Origin of the sequence: Massilia frigida (genome assembly GCF_011682175.1) — a bacterium.
Lineage (GTDB): Bacteria > Pseudomonadota > Gammaproteobacteria > Burkholderiales > Burkholderiaceae_D > Telluria_A > Telluria_A frigida.
Map to the genome: position 1 here is coordinate 128,727 of NZ_WHJG01000006.1, position 21,934 is coordinate 150,660.

Annotated in this window: 18 protein-coding genes; 12 read left to right on the top strand and 6 right to left on the bottom strand. The window is 64.4% G+C overall.

All coding sequences use genetic code 11. The features are described from left to right. Window positions 1-18: 18 nt before the first annotated feature. Complete coding sequence (locus F2P44_RS08485) at window positions 19-633, top strand: hypothetical protein (RefSeq protein ID WP_167086265.1); 615 nt, start codon at window positions 19-21, stop codon at window positions 631-633. Here the strand turns inward: F2P44_RS08485 and F2P44_RS08490 are convergent, their stop codons facing one another. Then, on the bottom strand, window positions 634-2,451 hold the full coding sequence (locus F2P44_RS08490) for a DUF4153 domain-containing protein (RefSeq protein ID WP_167086266.1): 1,818 nt from the start codon (window positions 2,449-2,451) through the stop codon (window positions 634-636). Between the two features lie 111 nt (window positions 2,452-2,562). Then, a complete protein-coding gene (locus tag F2P44_RS08495) occupies window positions 2,563-3,840 on the bottom strand; it encodes a hypothetical protein (protein ID WP_167086267.1) in 1,278 nt (425 codons plus the stop codon). 256 nt (window positions 3,841-4,096) lie between these two features. Between F2P44_RS08495 and F2P44_RS08500 the strand changes: the two genes are divergently transcribed. Then, window positions 4,097-4,522: a MerR family transcriptional regulator gene (locus F2P44_RS08500; protein WP_167086268.1), complete on the top strand. Its 426-nt coding sequence runs from the start codon at window positions 4,097-4,099 to the stop codon at window positions 4,520-4,522. Between the two features lie 20 nt (window positions 4,523-4,542). Then, a complete protein-coding gene (locus F2P44_RS08505; RefSeq protein WP_167086269.1) occupies window positions 4,543-5,136 on the top strand; it encodes an NAD(P)H-dependent oxidoreductase in 594 nt (197 codons plus the stop codon). Here the strand turns inward: F2P44_RS08505 and F2P44_RS08510 are convergent. From F2P44_RS08510 to F2P44_RS08520, 3 genes are all read right to left on the bottom strand, one after another. Next, window positions 5,133-5,672, bottom strand: a complete 540-nt coding sequence (locus tag F2P44_RS08510) for a metal-dependent hydrolase (protein WP_167086270.1) — start codon at window positions 5,670-5,672, stop codon at window positions 5,133-5,135. The two genes, F2P44_RS08505 and F2P44_RS08510, sit on opposite strands and share 4 nt — an antisense overlap. 120 nt (window positions 5,673-5,792) lie before the next feature. Next, on the bottom strand, window positions 5,793-6,581 hold the full coding sequence (gene xth, locus F2P44_RS08515) for an exodeoxyribonuclease III (RefSeq protein WP_167086271.1): 789 nt from the start codon (window positions 6,579-6,581) through the stop codon (window positions 5,793-5,795). 86 nt (window positions 6,582-6,667) lie between these two features. Continuing rightward, window positions 6,668-7,237 carry a hypothetical protein gene (locus tag F2P44_RS08520; protein ID WP_167086272.1) on the bottom strand — a complete coding sequence of 190 codons (570 nt, stop codon included), beginning with the start codon at window positions 7,235-7,237 and terminating at the stop codon, window positions 6,668-6,670. 176 nt (window positions 7,238-7,413) lie between these two features. On the opposite strand from F2P44_RS08520, the gene F2P44_RS08525 reads away from it, so the two are divergent. The 9 genes from F2P44_RS08525 (at window position 7,414) to F2P44_RS08565 (ending at window position 20,653) form a co-directional block, all read left to right on the top strand. Further along, window positions 7,414-8,982, top strand: coding sequence for an ATP-binding protein (locus tag F2P44_RS08525; protein ID WP_167086273.1), 1,569 nt, complete (start codon window positions 7,414-7,416; stop codon window positions 8,980-8,982). Continuing rightward, window positions 8,979-9,668: a response regulator gene (locus F2P44_RS08530; protein WP_167086274.1), complete on the top strand. Its 690-nt coding sequence runs from the start codon at window positions 8,979-8,981 to the stop codon at window positions 9,666-9,668. Before F2P44_RS08525 ends, F2P44_RS08530 begins: the two co-directional genes overlap by 4 nt. A 137-nt stretch (window positions 9,669-9,805) precedes the next feature. Further along, on the top strand, window positions 9,806-14,440 hold the full coding sequence (locus tag F2P44_RS08535; protein ID WP_167086275.1) for a beta strand repeat-containing protein: 4,635 nt from the start codon (window positions 9,806-9,808) through the stop codon (window positions 14,438-14,440). Window positions 14,441-14,611: 171 nt separating this feature from the next. Then, window positions 14,612-15,532, top strand: a complete 921-nt coding sequence (locus tag F2P44_RS08540) for an STM4015 family protein (protein ID WP_167086276.1) — start codon at window positions 14,612-14,614, stop codon at window positions 15,530-15,532. Between the two features lie 33 nt (window positions 15,533-15,565). Beyond that, window positions 15,566-16,825, top strand: coding sequence for an STM4014 family protein (locus F2P44_RS08545; RefSeq protein WP_167086277.1), 1,260 nt, complete (start codon window positions 15,566-15,568; stop codon window positions 16,823-16,825). Beyond that, the gene (locus F2P44_RS08550; protein ID WP_223165013.1) at window positions 16,815-17,648 is read left to right on the top strand and encodes an STM4013/SEN3800 family hydrolase; all 834 of its coding nucleotides are present in this window, start codon (window positions 16,815-16,817) and stop codon (window positions 17,646-17,648) included. The genes F2P44_RS08545 and F2P44_RS08550 overlap by 11 nt, the downstream gene beginning before the upstream one ends. Beyond that, entirely contained in the window at window positions 17,645-19,024 is a 1,380-nt protein-coding gene (locus tag F2P44_RS08555; RefSeq protein WP_167086278.1) for an STM4012 family radical SAM protein, read from the top strand. The genes F2P44_RS08550 and F2P44_RS08555 overlap by 4 nt, the downstream gene beginning before the upstream one ends. Before the next feature lie 145 nt (window positions 19,025-19,169). Beyond that, window positions 19,170-20,105 carry an STM4011 family radical SAM protein gene (locus F2P44_RS08560; RefSeq protein ID WP_229423460.1) on the top strand — a complete coding sequence of 312 codons (936 nt, stop codon included), beginning with the start codon at window positions 19,170-19,172 and terminating at the stop codon, window positions 20,103-20,105. A 23-nt stretch (window positions 20,106-20,128) separates the two neighbouring features. Next, window positions 20,129-20,653 carry a hypothetical protein gene (locus F2P44_RS08565; RefSeq protein ID WP_167086279.1) on the top strand — a complete coding sequence of 175 codons (525 nt, stop codon included), beginning with the start codon at window positions 20,129-20,131 and terminating at the stop codon, window positions 20,651-20,653. A 29-nt stretch (window positions 20,654-20,682) separates the two neighbouring features. On the opposite strand, the gene F2P44_RS08570 is transcribed toward F2P44_RS08565, so the two are convergent. Continuing rightward, a complete protein-coding gene (locus tag F2P44_RS08570) occupies window positions 20,683-21,933 on the bottom strand; it encodes a PepSY-associated TM helix domain-containing protein (protein WP_167086280.1) in 1,251 nt (416 codons plus the stop codon). Window position 21,934 lies beyond the last annotated feature (1 nt).

A 21,934-nucleotide genomic window follows, 5' to 3' on the forward strand; every position in this document is an offset into this window, starting at 1 on the left:
TGCGACGATAAAGGCCTTATGACGTATTCCCTGCACAGCCTGACCAAATGGAGCGTGCTCGCCGTGTTGTTATCGACCGCCGCTTGCAACGCCAAAGAGATGCCTGACGCGCGGCGCGACTATCTGCTGGCGCACGACCACGGCTGGATCGACCTGACCGTCAAGGCACCGGCCGGCGCCCCCGGCTTCAAGCCTGGCGAACGCTGCTCGGTGGGTTTGATGATCAATGGCGAAATGCTGCTGTTCGAGACGGCCAACCTGGCCGAGGCCGACAGCGCCGGCATGCCGGTCGGCTACCGCTTCGTGGCGCCGGCCGGCAAACTGCAGGCCGAACTGCATATCGGGGACTGCGTCAAGGAGGCGCTGGTAGTGAAGGTGCCGCTGCAGCTGGACAAGGACCACCTGCTCGCGCTGGCGTTTGACGGCACGGCCGCCAAGGCCGGCGCCGCGATGCCATTCGAGCCAGCCTCGCTCGAATGGGTGCGCACCGAAATGCTCAGGATGCAGGCCAGCGGCCAGGCTGGCGACGCCGCAACGGGCAAACTGACCCAGCTCGCCATCGCCGGTCTGGCCTTGAACGCTGCCGGCTTGCTGGCCCTGCTGGGGTTCGTCTGGAGCCGGCGCCGGCGCTGATCACTCCTTGGGAGGCTTGGCCGCGTTGACCGCGTTGATCAAATCGTTGCAGGAACCAAGCGATTGCGCACCGACGGTTTCCATGCGAAGCGGCACGCCCGCGATCTCGATCTGCCGGGTGCGCGGCGCTACCAGCTTGTAGTCGCCGCGCTTGAGGGTATCCACGAAGAGCGGGCATTGCACCATGCCGTGCAACCTGGCGCTGAGTGTCCATTTACCTTCTGGCGCTTGGGAAAACACGACGGGTGCGGAAAAGGCGCCGATGGCGGTCATGAGGATTTCATTTTTGCCGTCAGCATCGAAATCGATCAGGAACACATCGCAGCGTCCTTGCGCCTCGATCAGGCAGGGCGGCACGCCGGTATTGCGCTTCCAGTCCGAACGCGGAAAGCTGGCCGGCAGGCTCGCTGAGGCGGGCCACATTGCCAACTGCGCGGGCTTGACGGTGTACTGTTCAAACATATTGTAATCATCGGACTCGGCCAGGATGCGCGTGGCGTGTTCGGCGGCGAGCGTAGCCTGGGGGCCGGTTTTGCCTTCCTTGAGCTTGAGCAGGGCGGCGGCGCCGTAGCGCTTCGACTGCCTCTTGAGGAACCTGTAATCGAACTCCGACGCACTAACCGCGCCGCTCTCCAGACGGGCGATCTGGCTGTTGACGGCGATCCGGTCCGGATCGGCCAGCGGCGAGAGCAGCGCCAGCAGGACGGCGATGGCGGCATACGCCGCCGCCAGGTTCACCGGGGCCACGCGGCGCAGCCAGGCGCCCTTGTCGATCGCCGCATAGATGTAGCCGAGTGCGTAAAAGCTTGCCACCAGCAGCGCGGCGGCCGCGAAAATGCGGTCCGATGTCCAGCCGTGGTCGGCGACGCGCAAACCCAACGCATAGATGGCGATGGCGGTCAGCGGCAGCAGCAGCACGCACGCGATGCGCGCGCACAGGCGCAAGACAGGCGCCACCGAGTCGCCCATCTCGCCGTTCTGCCAGGCGGCGTTGATCAGCACCACCAGCAGTGCGACAGCCGCCAGCAGGGCCACCGTGGCGTGGCGGGTGGCCCACAGCGCATCGAGGCCGGTGAACGGCAGGCACAGTATGAAGCCGCCGATCAGCGGCGTGGCGACCGGAAGCAGCCATGACATCAGCACCAGCAGCAGGCCGCGGATACCGTGCACGATGGCCGGGCGCACGTCGGTCAGGTGCAGCGCGCAGGCAAAGGCGCAGGCCAGGAGCGGGTTCAGGAACGCCGACGACTTCATCAGCTCGGTCAGGAAGCCGATTTTTACCAGATTGAAGAGGGATGCTCCCAGCCACATGGCAAGATACAGCGCGCCGGTGAAGAATACCGAAAATGCGAGCTGGATGAAGAGCTTCCAGGCGATGTCGAAATGGGTGGCATAGCTTGCCAGGCGGCGCCGGTCGTGGGCCGCGGAAAGGACCAGCGAGTGCGCGATGAACAGGATGATCAGGCTGAAAAAGCACACCAGCGCCAGCATCGGGGGCCATTTCGGGGTGATTGCCGGGACTTCCAGCAGCAGCGTTTCGCGCCACGCGGCATGCATGCCGATCATGGTTAGCACGATCGCGGCGACGGCGCTCCACAGGCCGAGCATGGCCGGGCGCAGGTTGCCGAGGCCGGAAATGGCGACGACGGGCACCAGCCCGCACGCCAGCAGCGCCGCCGTATGAATGAGGGGATCGGTGAAGGCTTTGTCGGCGAACAGCAGATAGAGAAGCACTCCCTGCACCAGGCAGATGGCGGCACGCGCCAGGCCGATGGGTTTCGGGGTTTGCGGGGCGGCGACAGCGGGCATGATGGGCATGAATGAGTGGGTGTGATCGCTTGGTAATCGAGGGCGGGCCGCGCCCATTCGGTCCGGCAGCCGCGTCGCCCGGCGATGGCGCGACACGGCTTTTCCTGCTTTGGTCCCTGCTTACTTGTGCTTGAGCGCCCAGTTGCCCGGTGCGGCGGCGCCAGCCAGCGTGCCGCCCATGTCGAACAGCGCGGCCTGGCCGGTGATGGTGCCGGTGGCGCCACCGCTCACGCTCATGCTCAGTGTTACCACGCCTGCCTTGTCGACGCTGCCGGTCACCGAGGTCGCGCGGGCAGCGGCCTTGCACGCGCCCGTGATCACGCCGGTGAACGTGATGTTGACGTCGCAGGTGCCGTAGTAGGCGCCGAAGCTGCCCGTCCACGGGCCGGCGTAGCGGATCGGATCGAGGAATTCGCGCTTGGTCGCCGCTTGCGAGAAGCTGGCCAGTTCGGAGGCGCTGGTATAGCTCATGCCGCCGGTGCCTTTGGAGGTCGTGGACGTGTTGCAGGCCACGATCAGGCCGGTGACGGTGTCGCGCCAGCAGGTTTTTTCGACCCAGTAGTTGGCCGAGGCGCCGCTGGTGCGCAGATCGAAGTTGGTTTCGCTGGAAACGATCTTGAGGGCGGTGAATGTGCCGGCGGCAACCGTCTTGCTTTCGATGGCCACGACCTTGCCCTTGCTGGTGAGGGCGCGCGAGGATTCTTCCTTGGAGCAAGGAATGCTCATCGTGCTGGCGTAATCGAAGCTGGCGCCGACGGAGGCGCTTGGCGGGGCTTGCAGGGCGGCCGGCGCATAGGTGACGATGCAGCCGTAGCCGGATGAGTTGGTGGACAGCATGCCGCCCTGGCCGTCGAAGACTTCGATCGTTTGCGGGCCTTTTTCCTGGCTGACCGAATCGGCGTTTTCCCAGCCGCCATTGGCGTTGACCTTGGTGATGCGCTGGGTAACCGATACTTTCCAGCCCATCGTCACGTCGGTATAGGTGGCGAAGTCGCCCACCGTGCGCGCGGGGAGGGTGTACGGGCCGCTGGCAGGCGTGGCAGGCGTGGCAGGCACGGTTGGTTCGGTGACCGGCGGCGTGACTGGTACCGGTGGCATGACTGTTACTGGCGGTACCATTGGCCAGCCCGGCGAGGTCGTCGTTGGCGGTGCAACCGGCACCGGCGGCGTCACCGGGGTGGCCGGAGTCGGCTCGGTCGGGGTTGGCGGCGAGACAGGAACTGGTGGCGTTGGCTCGGCCGGCGTGGATGGCGCAGGCGGAACCACCGGAGGCTGCGGCGTGACAGGCACCGCAGGTGCGACCGGGATAGCCGGTGTCGGTGCCGGTGTCGTATCGCTGCCGCCGCCGCATGCAGTCAGGGCCGTCGCCGAAATCAGTCCAAGTAAACGCATCCGCATCGCTGTCATTCCTATTTAATGGTTATATGTATCTCTTTAGTCAATTAAAAAAGTTAATATTGAAAAAAGAGCACGGAAGGCGCGATTATACATCCGCATCGCATAGAAGTTGTCCGGAATTTATTTTCGTTGGGAAAAACTACTGATGGTAGTCAGCGTGTTACGACGCTAAAGCGGTAACACGGCGTGCGCCTTGAACGGATAAACTGCTGGCCGGCTTGCGGGTTTCCGCTATTTTCACCATTCACGGACGAGTATGTATATTAGCGAATTAGGGCGCCGGGCGAATGCGTCGCCGAAAGCGATCCGGCTGTATGAATCCCTGGGATTGCTGGGCCAGGTCGGCCGCAAGGGAAGCTACCGCATTTATTCGGAACAGAATGTGCAGCAGGTTCAATTGATTCGCCAGGTGCAGGCGCTGGGATTTCGGCTGGCGGACATGGGGCCGCTGCTGCACTCAGGCGCGGGCGCGCCGGACTGGGACCAGCTGGTGGCGCTGCTGGAGGCGCGGCGCGTGGCCTTGCGGGCCGAGGTGGCGCGCTTGCAGCAGCTTGACAGCAAGCTGGGCGAGGCCTGCGCCGAGTTGCGCGCCTGCCTGGCCGCGCCGGTCGCGCCCACCTTGGCCGATTGCATCGACCGTCCGCTTGACTCTGCCCCTGGGGACAAGCTGCATACTTCCTGAAACTTTTTCAGGAGAATACGATGGGTAGTAAAACAGGATCGCGCCGTGTTTTGATCGTCGCGGCGCATGCGTCGCAAGAAACCTTCGGTAGCGCCCTTGCGGCAGCCTATGCGGCGGCGGCGACCGCTGCGGGGCATGACGTGCGCCTGCTGGAACTGGACCGCCTGGCATTCGATCCGATCCTGCACCACGCTTACCAGGTGGTGCAGGAACTGGAAGCGGACTTGAAAACAGCGCAGGAGCATATTAAGTGGGCCGATCACCTGGTATTCGCGTATCCGGTCTGGTGGGGCAGCATTCCCGCGCTGCTCAAGGGTTTTCTCGACCGGATCATGCTGCCCGGCTTCGCATTCAAATACCGCAAGGGCAAGGCTTTTCCGGAAAAGCTGCTGAGCGGGCGCAGCGCGCATTTACTGGTGACGATGGATACGCCGCCGTGGTATTTCCGGCTGGTGTATCGCGCCCCCGCTATCCATCAGATGAAAAAGACCACGCTGGAGTTTTGCGGCGTGACGCCGGTCAAAACCCTGATGTGCGGGCCGGTGCTCGATTCGACGCCCGATAAGAGACGCGCGTGGCTGGACCAGGCCCGAGCCCTGGCCGCACGGATCTAAGCGCGCGCCTTGCCTTGCTTGCCGGTGGCGAAGTACAGCGCCAGCCCGGCCAGCGCGGCCGGCAGCCATACCCAGAGCAGCTCCGAGATCATCACGATCATGCCGCGGGCGCCGAGCAAGGCTTTCAGCGACAGCGGGCTGACCCGGATGACGCGGACCGGGAAGAACAGGCGCGCATCGGACACCGGCCATGCCAGCGCCACGCCCATCCCGCCGGTGGTGAACATGTCGAGCAGGCCGTGCGATACGGCGGACGCGGCAACGAACAGGAAGGCGGCCAGGCGCGACGCCCGCAGTTGGCCTGCGAACGCCGCCGCCAGCAGACCCAGCACGATGGCGAACAGCGCCGAATGCGAGGCACCGCGGTGGCCCAGCTGGTCCGCGTAAAGGATTCCCAAGCGCATCCCGATGACGTCGAGATCGGGCACGATCGAGGCCACCACGCCGGCCAGCAGCAAGCGGCCCGGAATGATGCGGGAGCCAAGCGCCAGGCCAATGGCAAGCGGAACAGCGGGGTGGGACAGGATGGTTGGCATGGGAATCGGCGCAGTGCGTGGTCGGTATTGACGGGCGATATCATAGCGTTTCGCCATAGCTGATGGTCATCGCCGACCACTTTTATTTCACGTGCGAGGCCCGTTTGCCCGAGCGCCGCGCTATCGCGCGATTTTCGTCATATCCAGCTCGATCCATGTCGGCGCATGGTCGCTCGGTTTCTCGCGTCCGCGCACGTCGCGGTCGACATTGGCCGCCGTCAGCGCGCCGGCCAGCATGGGACTGAGCAGCAGATGGTCGATGCGCAGGCCGGCATCGCGTCCGTACGCATCCCGGAAGTAATCCCAGAAGGTGAAGATGCGCTCGTCCGGATGCATGCTGCGCAGCGCGTCGGTCCAGCCCTGCGCCATCAGCCGGTGGAAGGCGTCGCGCGTTTCGGGCCGGAACAGGGCGTCGGTGACCCAGCGCTCGGGCTTGTAGACGTCCAGTTCGGTCGGAATGGCGTTAAAGTCGCCCGCCAGCACCACCGGCGCGCCGCTGGCCAGCAAGCCTTCGGCATGCGTGATCAGGCGCTCGAACCAGGCTAGCTTGTAATCGAACTTGGGACCGGGAGATGGGTTGCCGTTGGGCAGGTAAAGGCAGGCGACCAGCACGCCGTCGATGGCCGCTTCCAGGTAGCGGCTTTGCTCATCGGCATCGTCGCCCGGCAAGCCGCGCCGCACTTCGACCGGCGTGGTGCCGCGCGCCAGGATCGCCACCCCGTTCCAGCTCTTCTGGCCGATCCAGAGGGCCTGGTAGCCAGCCTCGTTGATTGCCGCTTCAGGAAAACGTTCCTGCGGCGCCTTGAGTTCCTGGAGGCAGGCGACGTCCGGTTGGGTTTCTTCCAGCCATTCACGCAGGGCGGGAAGCCGGCTGCCGATGCCGTTGATGTTGAAGGTGGCGATGCGCATGGGGTCTCCGCGTGAAGTGTCTGGGATGCTATTTTGACCGCAAATGCGCATCGGCTGCCGCACATGATGACCTTGGGTAGCGCCCCTTATTGCTCCGGCGGCCAATAGCCTTCCGGCTGCGCGTCCCCGACCGGGGGCGTGACCGTCATCGCCACGAAGCCGACAATGTCGTCGTCGCCGGTCAGGATGCCGGCTTGCAGGAATACATGGCGCCCGTTGACGAACCAGTAGCGGGTACGGTCGCTTTCGCAGTCCATCAGGGCGCCCTGTTCGTATTCCGGCGTCCATGCGGTGTCGTCGCGGCTGTCGCCCTCGTGGTCGTCGTCGTACTCCCCGACATCCATCACGCTGCTCCAGTCGCGCGGGCGGTGGCCCAGCGGCGCACCGAGCACCTGGCCGGCCTGCTCCAGCACCTGGTCGAACGCGGCCCAGATGCCCACTTCCAGTTCATAGTCATCGTCTTTTTTGGCATCCTCGTCGTACTGGAAGTCCACGCCGTCGCTGGTGAAGACGAGCACTTTGCGGTGCGGACCGTTGCGGAAAAAATTGCTCACCCTGCTGTACAAGGTTTGGTCGACTGGTTCTCCGACCTCGGCGGGAAAGTCGGTGACGATCGCTTCTTTCAGCTGTTCAAGTCTGGCGGCGATGTCGTGCATAAGCTTGTTTGTCGGCGTTGTGATGGCCGGTGCAGTATAGCGCCATGCGCCTTAGTGACGCAGCAACAACTTCCATGTGGAGATTGCTTTTAGGAATTGATAGTTTCGGATAGAATTGCTTTTTCCTGCGTACTGACGCGCGCGCTTTCCCGAGGTACGCTGTTGTTCACTTTCCCATGACCTTACGCTGGCACAGCACGCCCCTGGCGCGCACGGTCCTGGTTTGCCTGGTGGTCGGGGCGACCTGCCTGCGGCTGGACTGGCTCGCCACGCAGTCCTTCCATGCGCGCGAGCACGCACGGGTGGCCGAACATGTCGCCGCGCTGCGCTCGATGCTGGAACAGCGCCTGCACCTGCATCTGGCGCCGCTGGCGGCCGGGGCGGCCGTGATCCAGCTGAAACCGGACTTGACGCCGCAGCAATTCCAGCGTCTTGGCCAGAGCTTGCTCAAGGATGCGCCCGCCGTGCGCACCCTGGCGCTGTCGCCGCATGCCGTGGTGCGCGATGTGTTTCCTCCCGAGCAAGCGCGCGAGCTGCATGCGATGCCCGGGGTGGAGCAAAGCGCGCGCGACGGCACGCTGCGGCTGGCCGGACCGATGCGGCTCAGCGATGGTGCGCTCGGCATCGTGGCGCGCCGCCCGGTCTACCTGGACCCGGACAGCCGCCTGCAATTCTGGGGTTTTGTCAGCGCGGTGATCGATTACGAACGCTTCATCGTGCTGGCGCGGCCCCTGCTGGCGGCGCCGGATATCGACATCGCGCTGCGCCATGTCAGTCCCTCCGGCGCGCCGGGGGCCGCGTTCCACGGTGTGCCCGCCACCTTTGATGGACTGGCGGAAACGGCGCTGATCTCCACCCCCGACGGTTTCTGGCAGGTCGGCGCGCGCCTGCGCGGCGGCTGGGACCAGCCGCGCCCGTACTCGCTGGCGCTGCGCCTGCTGATGCTGGCCGTCCTGCTGGTCACCGGCACGGCCACGTGGCTGCTGCGTGCCCGTGGTTTGCGCAACAAAATGCTGCTGCGCAAACTGGAGTCGGGCGAGGCGGCCAGGGTGCAGTGGGTGGCCGACACCTCGCACGAGTTGCGCACGCCGATCACGATCCTGGCGACCCACCTGGATGCCATGCAGGACGGCATCATCGCGCCCACGCCGGCCAAGCTGGCGGTACTGTCGGACACGGTCAAGGAGATGGAGAGGCTGGTATCCGACCTGCACGTGCTGGCGCGCGCCGACGCGGGTGCGCAGGCGCTGCGCTGCGAACCCGTCGATCTGGCCGAGCTGTGCGGCGAGGTGGCGGCCGCCTTCGCGCCGCGCCTGGCCAGCCATCCGCTGCGCTACAGCCTGGCTGACACCTTGCCGGCCGGCTGCGTGGCGCAGGGCGACCGCCAGCGTCTCGGCCAGGTGCTGGCCAATTTGCTGGGCAATTCCCTGCGCTACACCGATGCCGGCGGCCAGTTGCGGGTGGCGCTGGCGCTGGAAGGCCAGCAGATCGTCATCCGTGTCGAGGATTCCGCCCCCGGCGTGCCGGATGCCGCGCTGGGGCGCCTGTTCGAGCGTTTCTACCGCGTCGACGAGTCGCGCAGCCGGGCCAGCGGCGGTTCCGGGCTGGGCCTGGCAATCTGCGAGGCCATCGTGGCCGGTCACGGCGGCCGCATGCAGGCCAGCCATTCGGCGCTGGGCGGCCTGTGCATCGACATTCTGCTGCCGGCCCACGCGCCGCGCGCCCACTACGGAGACTGCCCATGACATCGCCCCTGGTTTTGCTGGTCGAGGATGAACCGCGCATTGCCGAGGTCCAGCTTGCCTACCTGCGCCAGGCAGGCATGCGCACCGAGCATCTGCTGCGCGGCGACGAGGTGGTTGACTGGGTGCGCGCCAACAGGCCCGACCTGGTGCTGCTCGACCTGATGCTGCCCGGCCTGGATGGCACCGCCGTGTGCAGCCAGTTGCGCGCCTTTACCGATGTGCCGGTGATCATGGTCACCGCGCGGGTGGAGGAAATCGACCGCCTGCTCGGTTTCGACGTGGGCGCCGACGATTATCTGTGCAAGCCGTTCAGTCCGCGCGAACTGGTGGCGCGCGCGCAGGTGTGCTTGCGCCGGCGCGGCAAGACGACGGCCGCGCCGCGCACGCCGACCAGTGCGCTGTCGATCGACGAGGAGCGCCAGTGCGCCACCTGGAACGGGGCGCGGCTGGAACTGACGGCGCAGCAATTCCGCCTGCTGAGCGTGATGGCGCGCCAGCCGGGACGCATTTTTTCGCGCGCGCAACTGCTGGAACTGGCGTTCGAGGCGGGCAGCGAGCGTTTCGACCGCGCCATCGATAGCCAGATCAAGAATCTGCGCAAAAAGCTGTCCCAGCAGGTTGCGGACCAGGAATTGATTCATTCGGTGTACGGCGTCGGCTACCGCTTCGAATACCAGCCAGCCTGATCGCCATAGCGGGTGCCCTCCTGGAGGCCATGCCCGAATCCATCATTGCTCCACATTTCGCCATCATTGCACCACATTTGCTCTTCAATATGCAGGCTCGGCACATATCGATGCCATCCATGCACCAGGGAGAGAAAATGAGTTTTGGAAAATGGGTCAAGAAAACAGTCAACAAGGTCGGCAAGTCGTTTAGCGATGTCGTCAACGACACGGTCAAGGATATCGGCAGTGGCATCGACGACATCGGCAAGAGTTTCGACGACATGGGCGACGCGGCGCGCGGTATTGCCGAGGACATCGCGAAACTGGGCTATACCAAGAAAAATTTCGGCAACGGTAACGACAATTTCACGTCCAGTTCGGTAGGCGGCAACTTTTTGTATGGGGGCGGCGGCAACGATACCCAGCGCGTCACGGCCGGGGCGTACAACGTGCTCAAGGGCGACGATGGGGACGATACGCTCAGCGTGCAGGTCGGCGGCTACAACAAGCTCGACGGCGGCAACGGCAACGACAACCTGTCCGTCAGCGCGGGCGCCGATAACATCCTGATCGGCGGCGAAGGCGACGATACCATCTCGATCGGCGCCGGCGCGAGCGCCGAAATCGATGGCGGCGGCGGCAACGACCGCATCAGCGTGGCCGCGGGCGGCGCGGTCAAGGTGACCGACTGGAACGGCCACAACACCATCAGCTACAACGCCTTGTCGGGATCGGTCAACACGGGCGGCGGCAACGATACCGTCACCGGCACCGGCGCCAAGAACACCATCAATACCAATGATGGCGACGACAAGGTCGACATGAGCGGCGTGAGCAACACGGTGAACGTGGGCAACGGCAACAATACCGTCAACCTGGGCGGCGGCAGCAATGTGGTCAACGCCGGCAACGGCAGCGACCGCATCACGGTTGGCGGCGGCCGGAATGTGGTCAACGCGGGCGATGGCGCCAACGTCATCAAGGCCGATGGCATCGCCAACAAGATCGCGACCGGCAGCGGCGCCGACAAGGTGACCGTGGGTGCCGTGTCGAACGAGATCAGTACCGGCGCGGGCAACGATGAAGTTACCGCCAGCAGCGCCAGCAACATCATCGATACGGGCGACGGCAACGATACGGTCAAGCTCGACGGCGCATCGAACATTGTTCGCACCGGCAACAACGACGATAGCGTCAATGCAACGGGCGGCTCGAATGTGCTGGAACTGGGCAGCGGCAACAACAGCGCCAATGCGGCGGGCTTGTCGAACGTCATCAAGGCGGGCGATGGCAATGACAGCGTGGTGGCCATGGGCGGCGTCAACACCGTTTCGCTCGCCCACGGCGACAACAGCGTCACCGTCGGTGGCGGCGCCAACATCGTGACGACTGGCAATGGCAACGACAAGATCAACGCTTACGGCGGCAGCAATACTTTGACCATCGGCAACGGCAGCGACAAGCTGGTGGCGCTGGGCGGCATCAACGTGGTGGTTGCGGGCGATGGCAACGACAACCTCATCGCCGGTGGCGGCGCCAACGTGATCGGCAGTGGCGGCGGCACCAACAATATCCTCGTGGGTGGCTTGCTGAACGTGGTCTACAGCGGCGGCGGCAGCAACAAGGTCGGCGCACTCGGCAATACCAACGCGCTGGTGAGCAATGGCGCGTCGAACTTGCTGGCGGCGGTCGGCAATACCAACGTGGTGCTGGCCAACGGCGGCAAGAATACCGTGCTGGCGGCCGGCATGGGCAATCTGGTCGCCAGCACGGTCGGCGGCAACACGGTGGCGGCGGTCGGCGGCGCCAATGTCATCCTGACCGAAGTGGGCGGGATGCTCGATGCCGCCAGCGGCGGCCTGGGCAAGGTGCTGGCCGGCGCGGTGCCCGACAAGACCATTGCCACGGCGATCAACAGCGCCACCGGCAAGCTGAGCGCCGCCATCCAGAGCGGCAGCGGCAAGGATGTGGTGATCGCGGTCGGCGGCACCAACGTCATGTATACCGGCGCGCAGGATGATGTGGTCGCTGCCATCGGCGGCAATAACGTGCTGCTGGCCAACGGCGGCAATAACGTCAGCACGGCGATCGGCTCGAATAACCTGGTGATCAATACCGCCGGCAACAACGTGATCACGACCCTGGGCAGCGCGAACGTGGTGCTGACCGGCGTGGGCGAGGGCATCACCGACCTGGCCAAAAAACTGGACAAGGCCGTGTCCGGCAGCGCCACCAGCGCGATTTCCAAATTCCTCGGCAACAATTTGGCCAAGGGCGACGGCAACGACATCGTCACCGCCATCGGTTCGGCCAACGTGGTCTACACCGGCACCGGCAACGACGTGATTACGACGCTCGGCTCGACCAACGTGGTGTGGGCAGGCGCGGGCAACGACGTGGTGACCACGGCTGGCTCGAACAATATCGTGTGGGCCGACGCTGGCGTGGATATCGTCAGCGCTGCCGGCAACAATAACCTGATCGTGACCGGCAATTATGCCGAGGTGGCGGCCACCGCCGTCGGCCTGGTCGATGCGGTCGCCGCTGGCGTCGCGGCCATCGATCTGGTCGGCAAGGCCGGCCTGGCTGGCGCGGCCAGCAGCCAGGGCGGCACGGAAGTGGTCACCGTGATGGGCAAGAACAATGTGGTGGTCGGCGCCAGCGGCGCGACCGTCATCACCGCGCTGGGCAGCAATAATCTGCTGGTGACCGGCGCCGGTGACGATGTCATCAGCGCGGCCGGCAGCAAGACCGGCATCGTGGCCGGTGCCGGCAACGATGTGGTGACCGCGCTCGGCTCGTACAACGTGGTCGTGGCGGGCGAGGGCAACAACGTCGTCACCGCCATCGGCAAGGGCAACCTGCTCAGCGGCGGCAGCGGCAACGATGTGCTCACGGCGATCGCGGTCGGCTCCGCCGGCACCACCAAATCGAACCTGAACGTGGTGCTCGGCGGCGACGGCAACAATGTCATGACCGTGGTCGGCAAGGACAATATCGCCATCAGCGGCAGCGGCAAGGATGTGCTGGCCATGGCATCGTACGGCTCGCAAGAGAAAACGACCGAAACCGGCAAGGAAGGCGCCGATACCACGACCACCAGCACCACCAAGTTCGACACCCAGTCGAACGTGGCCTGGACCGGCGGCGGCGACGACACCGCCGTGCTGTACGGCTCCCACAATGTGCTGATCGCCGACAGCGGCAACGATACCGTGATCGTGGTCAATGCCGGCAGCAAGCTCGATTACAAGAGCGAAACGACGAATGGCGCCAATGAAGTGCTGTCGTCGACCAAGGTCAGCGCCGATACGGGCTTTAATTTCGTGCACACCGGCAGCGGCAACGATACGCTGGTGCTGGCCGGCACCACCACCGTCGGCATGGGCGGCGAGGGCAATGACTTGATCGTCACCGCGGCGCAAAACAATATCGCCATCGGCGGTGCGGGCAACGACGTCATCATCGGCTTGTCGGAAATGACGGTCTTCAATGCGGTGGAAAGCCTGGTCGAGAATGACTTCGAGTCGGCCGGCGACTGGATCGGCGCGGCCATGAACTACAACTTTGTCTCGTCCCAGGTCAAGGCATTGACCAGCGGCAGCCTGAGCAAGCTCAACCTCGTCGGCAACGTGTTGCTGGGCGGCGAGGGCAACGATACCGTGTTCGCCACCAACGCCGCCACCTACATCAGCGGCGGCAATGGCGACGATGTGATGATGGGCATGGGCTGGGGTGTCATTACCCAGTTGCTGGGCAAGGATGCGAGCAAGCTGAACGGCGCCTGGACGTCGATGAGCGGCGGCTTTGCCGACCTCAGCAAGTATGTGGGCGACACCATGCTCAAGGACCTGTCGAGCGGCTGGGACCAGATGGGCGCGGGCATCAAGGCCAAGCTGGCGGCGGCAACCAGCAGCGCCGGCAGCCTGGGCGCGAGCCTGGATGGCGTGAGCGGCAAGGCGCTCGACGCGGTGTCGAACGTGAGCGGTCTGGAGCTGAGCGATTTCAGCGTCGCCGGCGGCCTGAAAAGCGCGGTCAATGGCGTGTCGGGGGGCGTGAACAGCGCGGTGGCGGGCATCGGCAAGGGCTTCAGCTATGCGGCCGATGCCGATGTGGCGGGCGCCTTGGCGGATAGCGCAAGCTTTCTCAGCAGTAAGGTTGCCGTGGGCAGCGAGGCGACCTTCGACGGGCTGGAGTGGCTGACCGACAAGCTGGGCATCGACATGAACTTCGGCAATTTCAATGGCGCCGAAGGCCTGGTCGGCGGCTTCCTCGCCTATCTGATCGGCTACAAATATGCGGGCGACAACGACTTGCATGGCGGCGCCGGTAACGACACCTTGTACAGCGGCATGGGCAACGATGACTTGCGCGGCGACAGCGGCACCGATACCTACGTCATCTCGATGGGCGACGGCAAGGACACGATCTATGAAACCGCGGGCGGCAATGACATCATCAAGTTCGCGGCCAACAGCATTTTCTCGGGCGTGAAGATGGAGGCGGCCGGCGTCAAGGCCAACATCAGTGGCAAGGACCTGGTGCTCAATTACGTCAACGACAAGGTCTCCTTCGCCAAGGTCACCATCGCCGACTATGCCAGCGTCGACCTGAAGGAAGTGCAGTTGATCGACCAGGCCGGCGCCCTCGTGTCTACTATTAGTATGCATAGCCTGATCGCCGGCGCTGGCGACAGCGACCCGTATGCGATGACTTCGGTGTGGACCGTGAACCATCTCGATGCCTTCGCCGAGCTCATTCTTGTGGGCACGCACCAGCAGGCGGCATAAAGCGGCTTGGCCGGGACAAAAAACGCAGCGCGCGCAAGCCGCTGCGTTTTTTTGTTGCTGGCCCTGTCGCGCGGCGTAGGCAAGGCAGTAATCTTTCCATCAGCATGGTAAAATTTCAAGATTGCCAGGGCGATTGGCGCCATCGGCCTCTACCTTTTCCGGACGCACAACATGTCGATTTCAGAAAGCACTGTCACCTTTTTCAACAGGACGGTCACCGAGTACGATGGCGAAGAACCGGTCGAGTTGTCCGACCATATCGTCTACCGTTTGTCACTCGACTACGACGACGAGCGCACGATGACGGAACTGATCGAAGAGTTCCTCGGCCGCGTCGACAAATCCCAGCTCGACGCGCTGATTATCGGCAAGTGGAGTGATGACTGCGATGAGAGTTCGGAGTCCATCGTCAATGTCCTGGTCGCGCAAGCGGCCGAGCTGCCCGCGATGCGCGCCCTGTTCATCGGCGACATGACGTATGAAGAGTGCGAAATTTCCTGGATCATGCAGAGCGACGTGACGCCGCTGCTGAATGCGTTTCCGCTGCTGGAAGAGTTCCGCGTGCGCGGTTCCAACCATCTGGAAATTCAACCGTTCACCCACGCGCACCTGCGCAAGCTGGTGATCGAAAGCGGCGGCTTGCCATCCGAACTGGTCGAAGCGCTGACGGCATCGACCATACCGGCGCTGACCCATCTGGAGCTGTGGCTGGGCACCGATGAATATGGTTTCTCCGGGAGCGTGGACCTGTACCAGCGCCTGGTGGCCAAGCTGCGCACCCCGACCCTGGAATACCTGGGCTTGCGCGATGCCTCCATCGCCGACGAACTGGCCGAGTGGCTGGCGCAAGACGAGGTGGTCGCTTGCCTGGACACGCTCGACCTGTCGCTCGGCATCCTCGGTGACGTCGGCGCCGAAGCCTTGTTCAACAGCCCGTACGTGCCCAAGCTGCAAACCCTGGACCTGGAACACCACTACATTTCCGAAGCGTGGCAGGAAAAGCTCAAGACCTTGCCGATCACGGTCGACCTGTCCGATCCGCAAGAGATCGACGACGAGGACGACTCACGCTACGTGGCCGTCTCCGAGTAAGGTGGCGCCACTGTCCGAGCCGGGCTGGCGCGCATGCTAGACGGCATCCATGGCGAACGCAGGCCGGACGGCGAGCCGAACGCCGATCCGAACGCCGATCCGAACGCCGATCTGAACGGCAATCTGAACGCCGATCCGAACGGAAAGCCGAACGGCAAGCCGAACGGCGATCCGAACGGCAAGCCGAACGGCAAGCCCTTCGTGTTGTTGGGTGTGCGTGGCGGCAAGCGGGAAAAGCTGGCCCAGGCGGGGCGTGCCGCGCTCGGCCTGCCTGCGGCGGAACTCGTCGACTGGGCCGAGTGGCTGGAACAGCCGGCGCTGCTGAGCGCCAGACTGGCCAGGGAGCCGTGCGTGTTCAAGATTGACTCGCCGGGCGACGATGCACGCCTGCACGATATGCTGATCCGACAGGGCTGCAAGGTGCTTGGCCTCGGCATGCCGCGCTTGCCTGATCGCGGGGAAATTTCCGTATCCGGTGCATGGTTCGCCGGGTTCACCCAGGCCCTGCGGGGCTTGGCGGCGGAACTTTCGGCGCTGCCCCATGTCCAAACGATGAACGCGCCGCATGAGCTGCTGCTGATGACGGACAAGCTGGCTTGCCAGCAGCACTTTGCTGCGCGCGGCATTCCGGTTCCCCGTTTGCTCGGTCCCATCGAGGGGTATGCGCACCTGCGCGCCGTTCTCGACGAGCACGGTCTCAATCAAGTTTTCCTGAAAACGCGCTACGGATCGAGCGCGTCCGGCGTGGTGGCGTACCGCCGCAACAGCCGCGGGGCTGAGCAAGCCACCAGTTCCGCCGACCTCGTGCACGGGGAGGGCGGGGCGCGTCTCTACAACGTCAAGCGCTTGCGCAGCTACAATGCGCAGGCCGATATTGTGCAACTGGTCGACTTGCTGGCGGGCCAGCAAACCTACGCCGAAGCGTGGATTCCCAAACCGCGCCACGGCGATGGCCATTACGACGTGCGCGTGGTGACCCTGGGCGGCCAGCCGGCGCACCGGGTGGCGCGGGTCGGCACGCGCATGATGACCAATCTGCACCTCGACAACCAGCGCGCCGACGTGGCGAGCTTGCTGGGTGAAAAGGATCATGCCGCGCTGGAACAGACCGCGCGCGCGGCAGCCGCCACTTTTCCGCAAAGCCACGTCATCGGCCTCGATATCGTCGTGCGCAAGGGACGCGCTCACGTGCTTGAAGCGAATGCCTTCGGCGACCTGCTGCCCAAGCTGTTGTGGCAGGGGCACGATACCTATGCCGCACAGTGGCACACCTTCGCATCCCATGAAGCCTGATCCACGCTCGATTCCCGACATGAACCGGGTGGTCGGCAGTCATGACATTGTGTTCATCACGCTCGACACCCTGCGCTACGACGTGGCCCAGCGCCTGTACGAGGCGGGCGAGCTGCCGGTGCTCGGACCGCATTTGCCGCCCGGCGGCTGGGAATGCCGGCACAGCCCGGCCAGCTTTACCTATGCGGCCCATCACGCGTTTTTTGCCGGCTTTTTGCCCACGCCCGACCGTCCCGGACGGCATCCGCGCCTGTTCGCGACCGCTTTTCGCGGCAGCGAGACGACCTCGGCCCACACCCACGAATTTGCGCAGGAGAGCGTACCGGCCGGGCTGGCTGGCGCTGGCTACCGTACCATCTGCATCGGCGGGGTCGGCTTCTTCAACAAGGAAACGGCACTCGGCTGCGTCTTGCCGGGCATGTTCCAGGAGAGCCACTGGAAACGCTCGCTGGGCGTGGAAGGCCGCGACTCGACCGAGCGCCAGGTGGCGCTGGCGATTGCGCGTTTGAACGCGCTGGGCCAGCAAAGGGTGTTCTTGTTTATCAACGTCGCAGCCATCCATTCGCCCAATCGTGGCTACCTGCCGGGCTGCAAGAGCGACAATCTCGACAGCCACGCAGCGGCGCTGCGCTATGTGGACGGGGCGCTGGCGCCCCTGTTCGCCACCTGCGCGGCGCGGGCGCCGACGTTTGCCATCGTCTGCTCCGACCACGGCAGCGCCTACGGCGAAGATGGCTTTCGCGGCCATCGCATCGCTCACGAAACCGTATGGAACGTTCCATACGCACATTTCTTTATCGACTTTAAGGGAACGACGCCATGAACCATCCCGCCACACCCGGCACGCTCGCCCAGCGCATGCGTCACACGCCGTACCAGGCGTATTCCTATTCCTATCCGCACAAGGCGGCCTACCGAACGCTGGCGGCGCCAGCCTCGCTGGAGGATTTATGGGCCGGACAGGACCGTTCGGCCCTGTTCGCCTATATCCACATCCCGTTCTGCGAAATGCGCTGCGGTTTCTGTAATCTGTTTGCGATGGCACGTCCGCAACCGGACATGGTGGAACGTTATGTGGCGCAGGTGGTCCAACAGATGCGTGTACTCGACAAGGTGCTGGGCGAGCGCAAGTTTGCGCGTTTTGCGCTCGGCGGCGGCACGCCCACGTTCTTGTCGGCGGCGCAGTTGCAAACGCTGCTCGATGGCGCGCGCGATATCCTGGGCATCGATTTGCAGACCACGCCGGCCGGCATCGAAGCCTCGCCCGAAACCGTGACGCCGGAACGCATGGGAGTGTGCCGCAGCATGGGCATCGACCGTGTCAGCCTGGGCATCCAGAGCTTTGCGGCGGGCGAGATGCGTTCGCTGGCGCGGCCGCAGCAGAACGAGGTGGTGACGCGGGCGATCGGCCATATCCGCGATGCGGGTTTCCCGACGCTCAACCTCGACCTGATTTACGGCATTGGCGGGCAGACGGTGGAGAGCCTGCTGGCGTCGATCGACAGTGCGCTGGCGTTCAAGCCGGAGGAATTGTATCTGTATCCCTTGTACGTGCGCCAGCATACGGGGCTGGGCAAGATTGCCAACAGAAAGGGGGCCGCTTCATTCGATCCGATTGTGCTCAATCAAGAAGGCGACAGCCGCATGCAATTGTACGAGGCGGCGCGCGACCATTTGCGCGCGCGTGGCTACGTGCAGGTGTCGATGCGCATGTTCCGCGCACCCCATGCGCCTGATGACGCAGGGCCGTCCTATTGCTGCCAGAACGATGGCATGGTGGGTTTGGGTACCGGTGCGCGTTCGTACACGCGGGACCTGCATTATTCGACCGATTACGCGGTCGGGCGGGCCGACACGATCGGCATCATCGACAGTTACCTGGCGCTGGACGCCGACAGTTTTACCCATGCGCACCATGGTTTTGCACTTGGGCCGGACGAGCAGCGGCGCCGCTACGTGATTCAGTCGCTGCTGACCGATCCGGGGCTCGATCCGGCGGCGTACACGCAGCGTTTCGGCGGCGATTGCATGCAGGATTTGCCGCAGTTGCATGAGCTGGGCGAGCTGGGCTTGCTGGAAGAGGGCAGTGCGATACTGCGCCTGAACGACCGCGGGTATGAATACGCCGACACCATTGGTCCGTGGCTGGCGTCGGAAGGCGTGCGCCTGCTGATGGCTGACGGCGGCACGACATGCTGAGCATTTGTCCGGACGAGCGGTATTGGGTGGACAATTCCGGCGCCATCCCGCGCCCGAATGAGCGGAGCGTTGGCGGCGCAGTCCGGGGTGGGCCGTGGCTCGCCCCGGAAGGCGTACGCCTGCCGATGATCGACGGCGGCACGGCATGCTGAGCATGCTGCCGGCTGCCGCGCTTGGGCAAGCGCAAGGGGCGCAAGCGCCCGTGCAGCCGCCGCTGTTGTCGCTGCTGTATCGGGGCACTCTGTCGGGATGCAATTACGACTGTGCCTACTGCCCCTTCGCCAAGCGGCGCGACAGCCGGGCCACGCTTGCCCGCGATGCACTCGAAGTGGCGCGTTTTGTCGCCTGGGTCGGTACGCAAGAGCGGCCCATCAGCGTGCTGTTCACGCCATGGGGCGAGGGCATGATCCGGCGCCACTACCGCGATGCCATCACGGCCCTGTCCGGCATGGCGCACGTGCGGCAGGTGGCGATCCAGACCAATCTGTCGGGGCCGCTGGCCTGGCTGGAACAGGCCGACAAGCGCAAGGTGGGGCTGTGGTGCACTTACCATCCGAGCCAGGTGCGGATGGAGCGCTTCGTCGAGCGTTGCGAGCGGCTGGAGCGGATGGGCGTTCATTTTTCGGTGGGCATGGTGGCGATGCGCGAGCATTTCGACGCTATCCGCGCCTTGCGCGCCGCGCTGCCGCAACAGCATTATCTCTGGCTTAACGCCTACGACCGGCGTGGACCGGCTTACTACCAGCCCGAGGATCTGGCGTGGCTCGATGCCATGGACCCCTGGTTCGGCTACAGCCGCAATCCCGAGATGTCGCACGGGAAAGCGTGCCGCGCCGGGTCGGAAGCGCTGTCGGTTGATGGTGACGGCGAAGTGCAGCGCTGCCATTTCGTGCCGCAGCGGCTGGGCAATCTGTACGCGGATCGCCTGGACGACATGCTTGTCGAAAAGCCGTGCAGCCGCCTGAGGAAATGCGACTGCTATATTGGTTATGTGCACCGCCAGGACTTGCCGTTTTATGATGACTTCGGCGCGGGTGTGCTGGCGCGGATTCCATTGCACTTGATGCCGGTGCGGGGGTAAATGCGATGCTGCCAGGAGTTGCAATGCTTCAAATTACCGATCCACACCGTGTTCTCGTCGAGACTGGCATGACGGCATGCTTTGACTCCCATCTTTTTTCCTTTGAACTGGTGCTGGGGGACGACGAAGCAATTGTCAGGTTATCCAGAGGTACCGGCAAGGACCGCACTCGTGGGATGGCCGGCGAACACCGCGCGCCTGCAAGCGTTGCCGCCGGTTTCATCGCCAGTGTCAATGCAGTACTTGCGCGGGAGGAAAGAGAACTCGGGGGAAGGTTCACCACGCAACACTTTGCATGGATTGCCGAAGGCGAACCCGGTAGCGCGCCGCTGCTCGATATTGCGTCGAATGACATGCCCAGGGAGTATTTGGAAGACATGGTTGCCGATCCAAGGACGCAGCCCGGTTTGGCCGAACGGATGCGTACAGCGTTGTCGCAGGATTCCCATAACCGGGCTTACGCTATTCATATGCTGGCGCAGCAATTGGCGCATACCTTGGGGTATGGCCCGATTCGTGCCCCCGCTGTCCGGGTGGCGCCCCGCTGACTATCTGGCGGGGCGCCGCTAGCCTTGGTTTACTCGAGTACGGTTGCGGTGCCCTGGCGTACCTGTTGCAGCGCCGGCGCCGGCGCCGGAACGGTGCGCGTCACCAGCCGCGCGCGCCGCTTGCGCACCCAGATGATCACCCCCGTCACGCTCAGCATGGCCACCATCACGCCCAGGAACGACAGGATGATACGGCCGGTCAGGCCTGCAATCCGCCCGGAGTGCAGGGGGAACTGGAGTTGCAGGAAGATATCGCCCGCGCTGCCGGTACCGGGTACGCGGTCGGCGATCAGCCTGCCATCCTTGCCGTCGAAATAGAGCCAGGGGTTGCCCAGGCCGACATCGCCGTGGTCGTTGCCCGGCTCAAAGAAACCGACCCCGTACAGCCCGAACGCCGACGCGTAAAACACCCCGCCCACCGGCGCTGTCCAGCCGCGTTTGGTCCCTTCGACGCGCGCCAGCGCCGCCACCTCGTTGCGGCTGAGAAGTGCCGGTATCGGTTTGTCCGGCGGATTCATGGTCCGGCTGGAGAAGGCATCCGGGCTCAGTGTGGAGACGGCGGACACCAGCGGCCGCACCACGGGATCGGTCAGGTTCATCGACACCGAGGTGATTGCCAGCACCAGCAGCAACAGCCAGACCCACACCCCGCCGGAGCGGTGCAGGTCGAAGTTGAGCTTGTGCCCGCCGGCTTGCCAGCGGAAGGCGAAGGACTTGCGCCAACTGCGCCAGTTGGGAAACGACAGGTACAGCGCGATGACGCAATCGAGCACCCAGACCATGGCGACGATACCCATGAACCAGATTCCCAGTTCGATGCCTTTGACTTCCGGAATATGCATCGAGTAGTGCAGCTTGTAGATGAAGGGCAGCAGGTTCTCGCGCGACAGCGAAATCTCGCCCCACTGGCGTTTGGCCTGCACCTTGCCGGTCACCGGATCGACGCCGATCTGGTTGAATCCCAGCTCGTACGGCTTGCCGGTGGCCGGATCGATCTTGCCCTCGACCGACATCTTCGAGGTGTGTCCCGGCTCGACCTCGGTCAGGACATAGCCGATGCGCAGGCGCGGATCGGCCGCTTCGATGGCGCGCGCCAGTTCGTTGCCGGGAATCTGGCGCTGGGCTGTCTCGCCGCTGTGGGCGTGAAACAGGTCCGGGTTCAGGGCCGCGTCCAGTTCATGGTCGAACGAGATCAGGGCGCCCGTTGCACCGGAAATGAACAGGAAGATCGCTACGCCCAGTCCGAACCAGCGGTGGAGCAAGACCAGTGCAGGGCGCATA

What these genes read in the sequence shown, in the direction of transcription:
- F2P44_RS08550 (WP_223165013.1), top strand. Translation starts at nt 16,815, where the DNA reads ATGAAGCCTGATCCACGCTCGATTCCCGACATGAACCGGGTGGTCGGC.
- F2P44_RS08535 (WP_167086275.1), top strand. Translation starts at nt 9,806, where the DNA reads ATGAGTTTTGGAAAATGGGTCAAGAAAACAGTCAACAAGGTCGGCAAG.
- F2P44_RS08495 (WP_167086267.1), bottom strand. Translation starts at nt 3,840, where the DNA reads ATGCGGATGCGTTTACTTGGACTGATTTCGGCGACGGCCCTGACTGCA.
- F2P44_RS08560 (WP_229423460.1), top strand. Translation starts at nt 19,170, where the DNA reads ATGCTGAGCATGCTGCCGGCTGCCGCGCTTGGGCAAGCGCAAGGGGCG.
- xth (WP_167086271.1), bottom strand. Translation starts at nt 6,581, where the DNA reads ATGCGCATCGCCACCTTCAACATCAACGGCATCGGCAGCCGGCTTCCC.
- F2P44_RS08485 (WP_167086265.1), top strand. Translation starts at nt 19, where the DNA reads ATGACGTATTCCCTGCACAGCCTGACCAAATGGAGCGTGCTCGCCGTG.
- F2P44_RS08545 (WP_167086277.1), top strand. Translation starts at nt 15,566, where the DNA reads ATGCTAGACGGCATCCATGGCGAACGCAGGCCGGACGGCGAGCCGAAC.
- F2P44_RS08520 (WP_167086272.1), bottom strand. Translation starts at nt 7,237, where the DNA reads ATGCACGACATCGCCGCCAGACTTGAACAGCTGAAAGAAGCGATCGTC.
- F2P44_RS08555 (WP_167086278.1), top strand. Translation starts at nt 17,645, where the DNA reads ATGAACCATCCCGCCACACCCGGCACGCTCGCCCAGCGCATGCGTCAC.
- F2P44_RS08510 (WP_167086270.1), bottom strand. Translation starts at nt 5,672, where the DNA reads ATGCCAACCATCCTGTCCCACCCCGCTGTTCCGCTTGCCATTGGCCTG.
- F2P44_RS08570 (WP_167086280.1), bottom strand. Translation starts at nt 21,933, where the DNA reads ATGCGCCCTGCACTGGTCTTGCTCCACCGCTGGTTCGGACTGGGCGTA.
- F2P44_RS08530 (WP_167086274.1), top strand. Translation starts at nt 8,979, where the DNA reads ATGACATCGCCCCTGGTTTTGCTGGTCGAGGATGAACCGCGCATTGCC.
- F2P44_RS08490 (WP_167086266.1), bottom strand. Translation starts at nt 2,451, where the DNA reads ATGCCCATCATGCCCGCTGTCGCCGCCCCGCAAACCCCGAAACCCATC.
- F2P44_RS08500 (WP_167086268.1), top strand. Translation starts at nt 4,097, where the DNA reads ATGTATATTAGCGAATTAGGGCGCCGGGCGAATGCGTCGCCGAAAGCG.
- F2P44_RS08565 (WP_167086279.1), top strand. Translation starts at nt 20,129, where the DNA reads ATGCTTCAAATTACCGATCCACACCGTGTTCTCGTCGAGACTGGCATG.
- F2P44_RS08525 (WP_167086273.1), top strand. Translation starts at nt 7,414, where the DNA reads ATGACCTTACGCTGGCACAGCACGCCCCTGGCGCGCACGGTCCTGGTT.
- F2P44_RS08505 (WP_167086269.1), top strand. Translation starts at nt 4,543, where the DNA reads ATGGGTAGTAAAACAGGATCGCGCCGTGTTTTGATCGTCGCGGCGCAT.
- F2P44_RS08540 (WP_167086276.1), top strand. Translation starts at nt 14,612, where the DNA reads ATGTCGATTTCAGAAAGCACTGTCACCTTTTTCAACAGGACGGTCACC.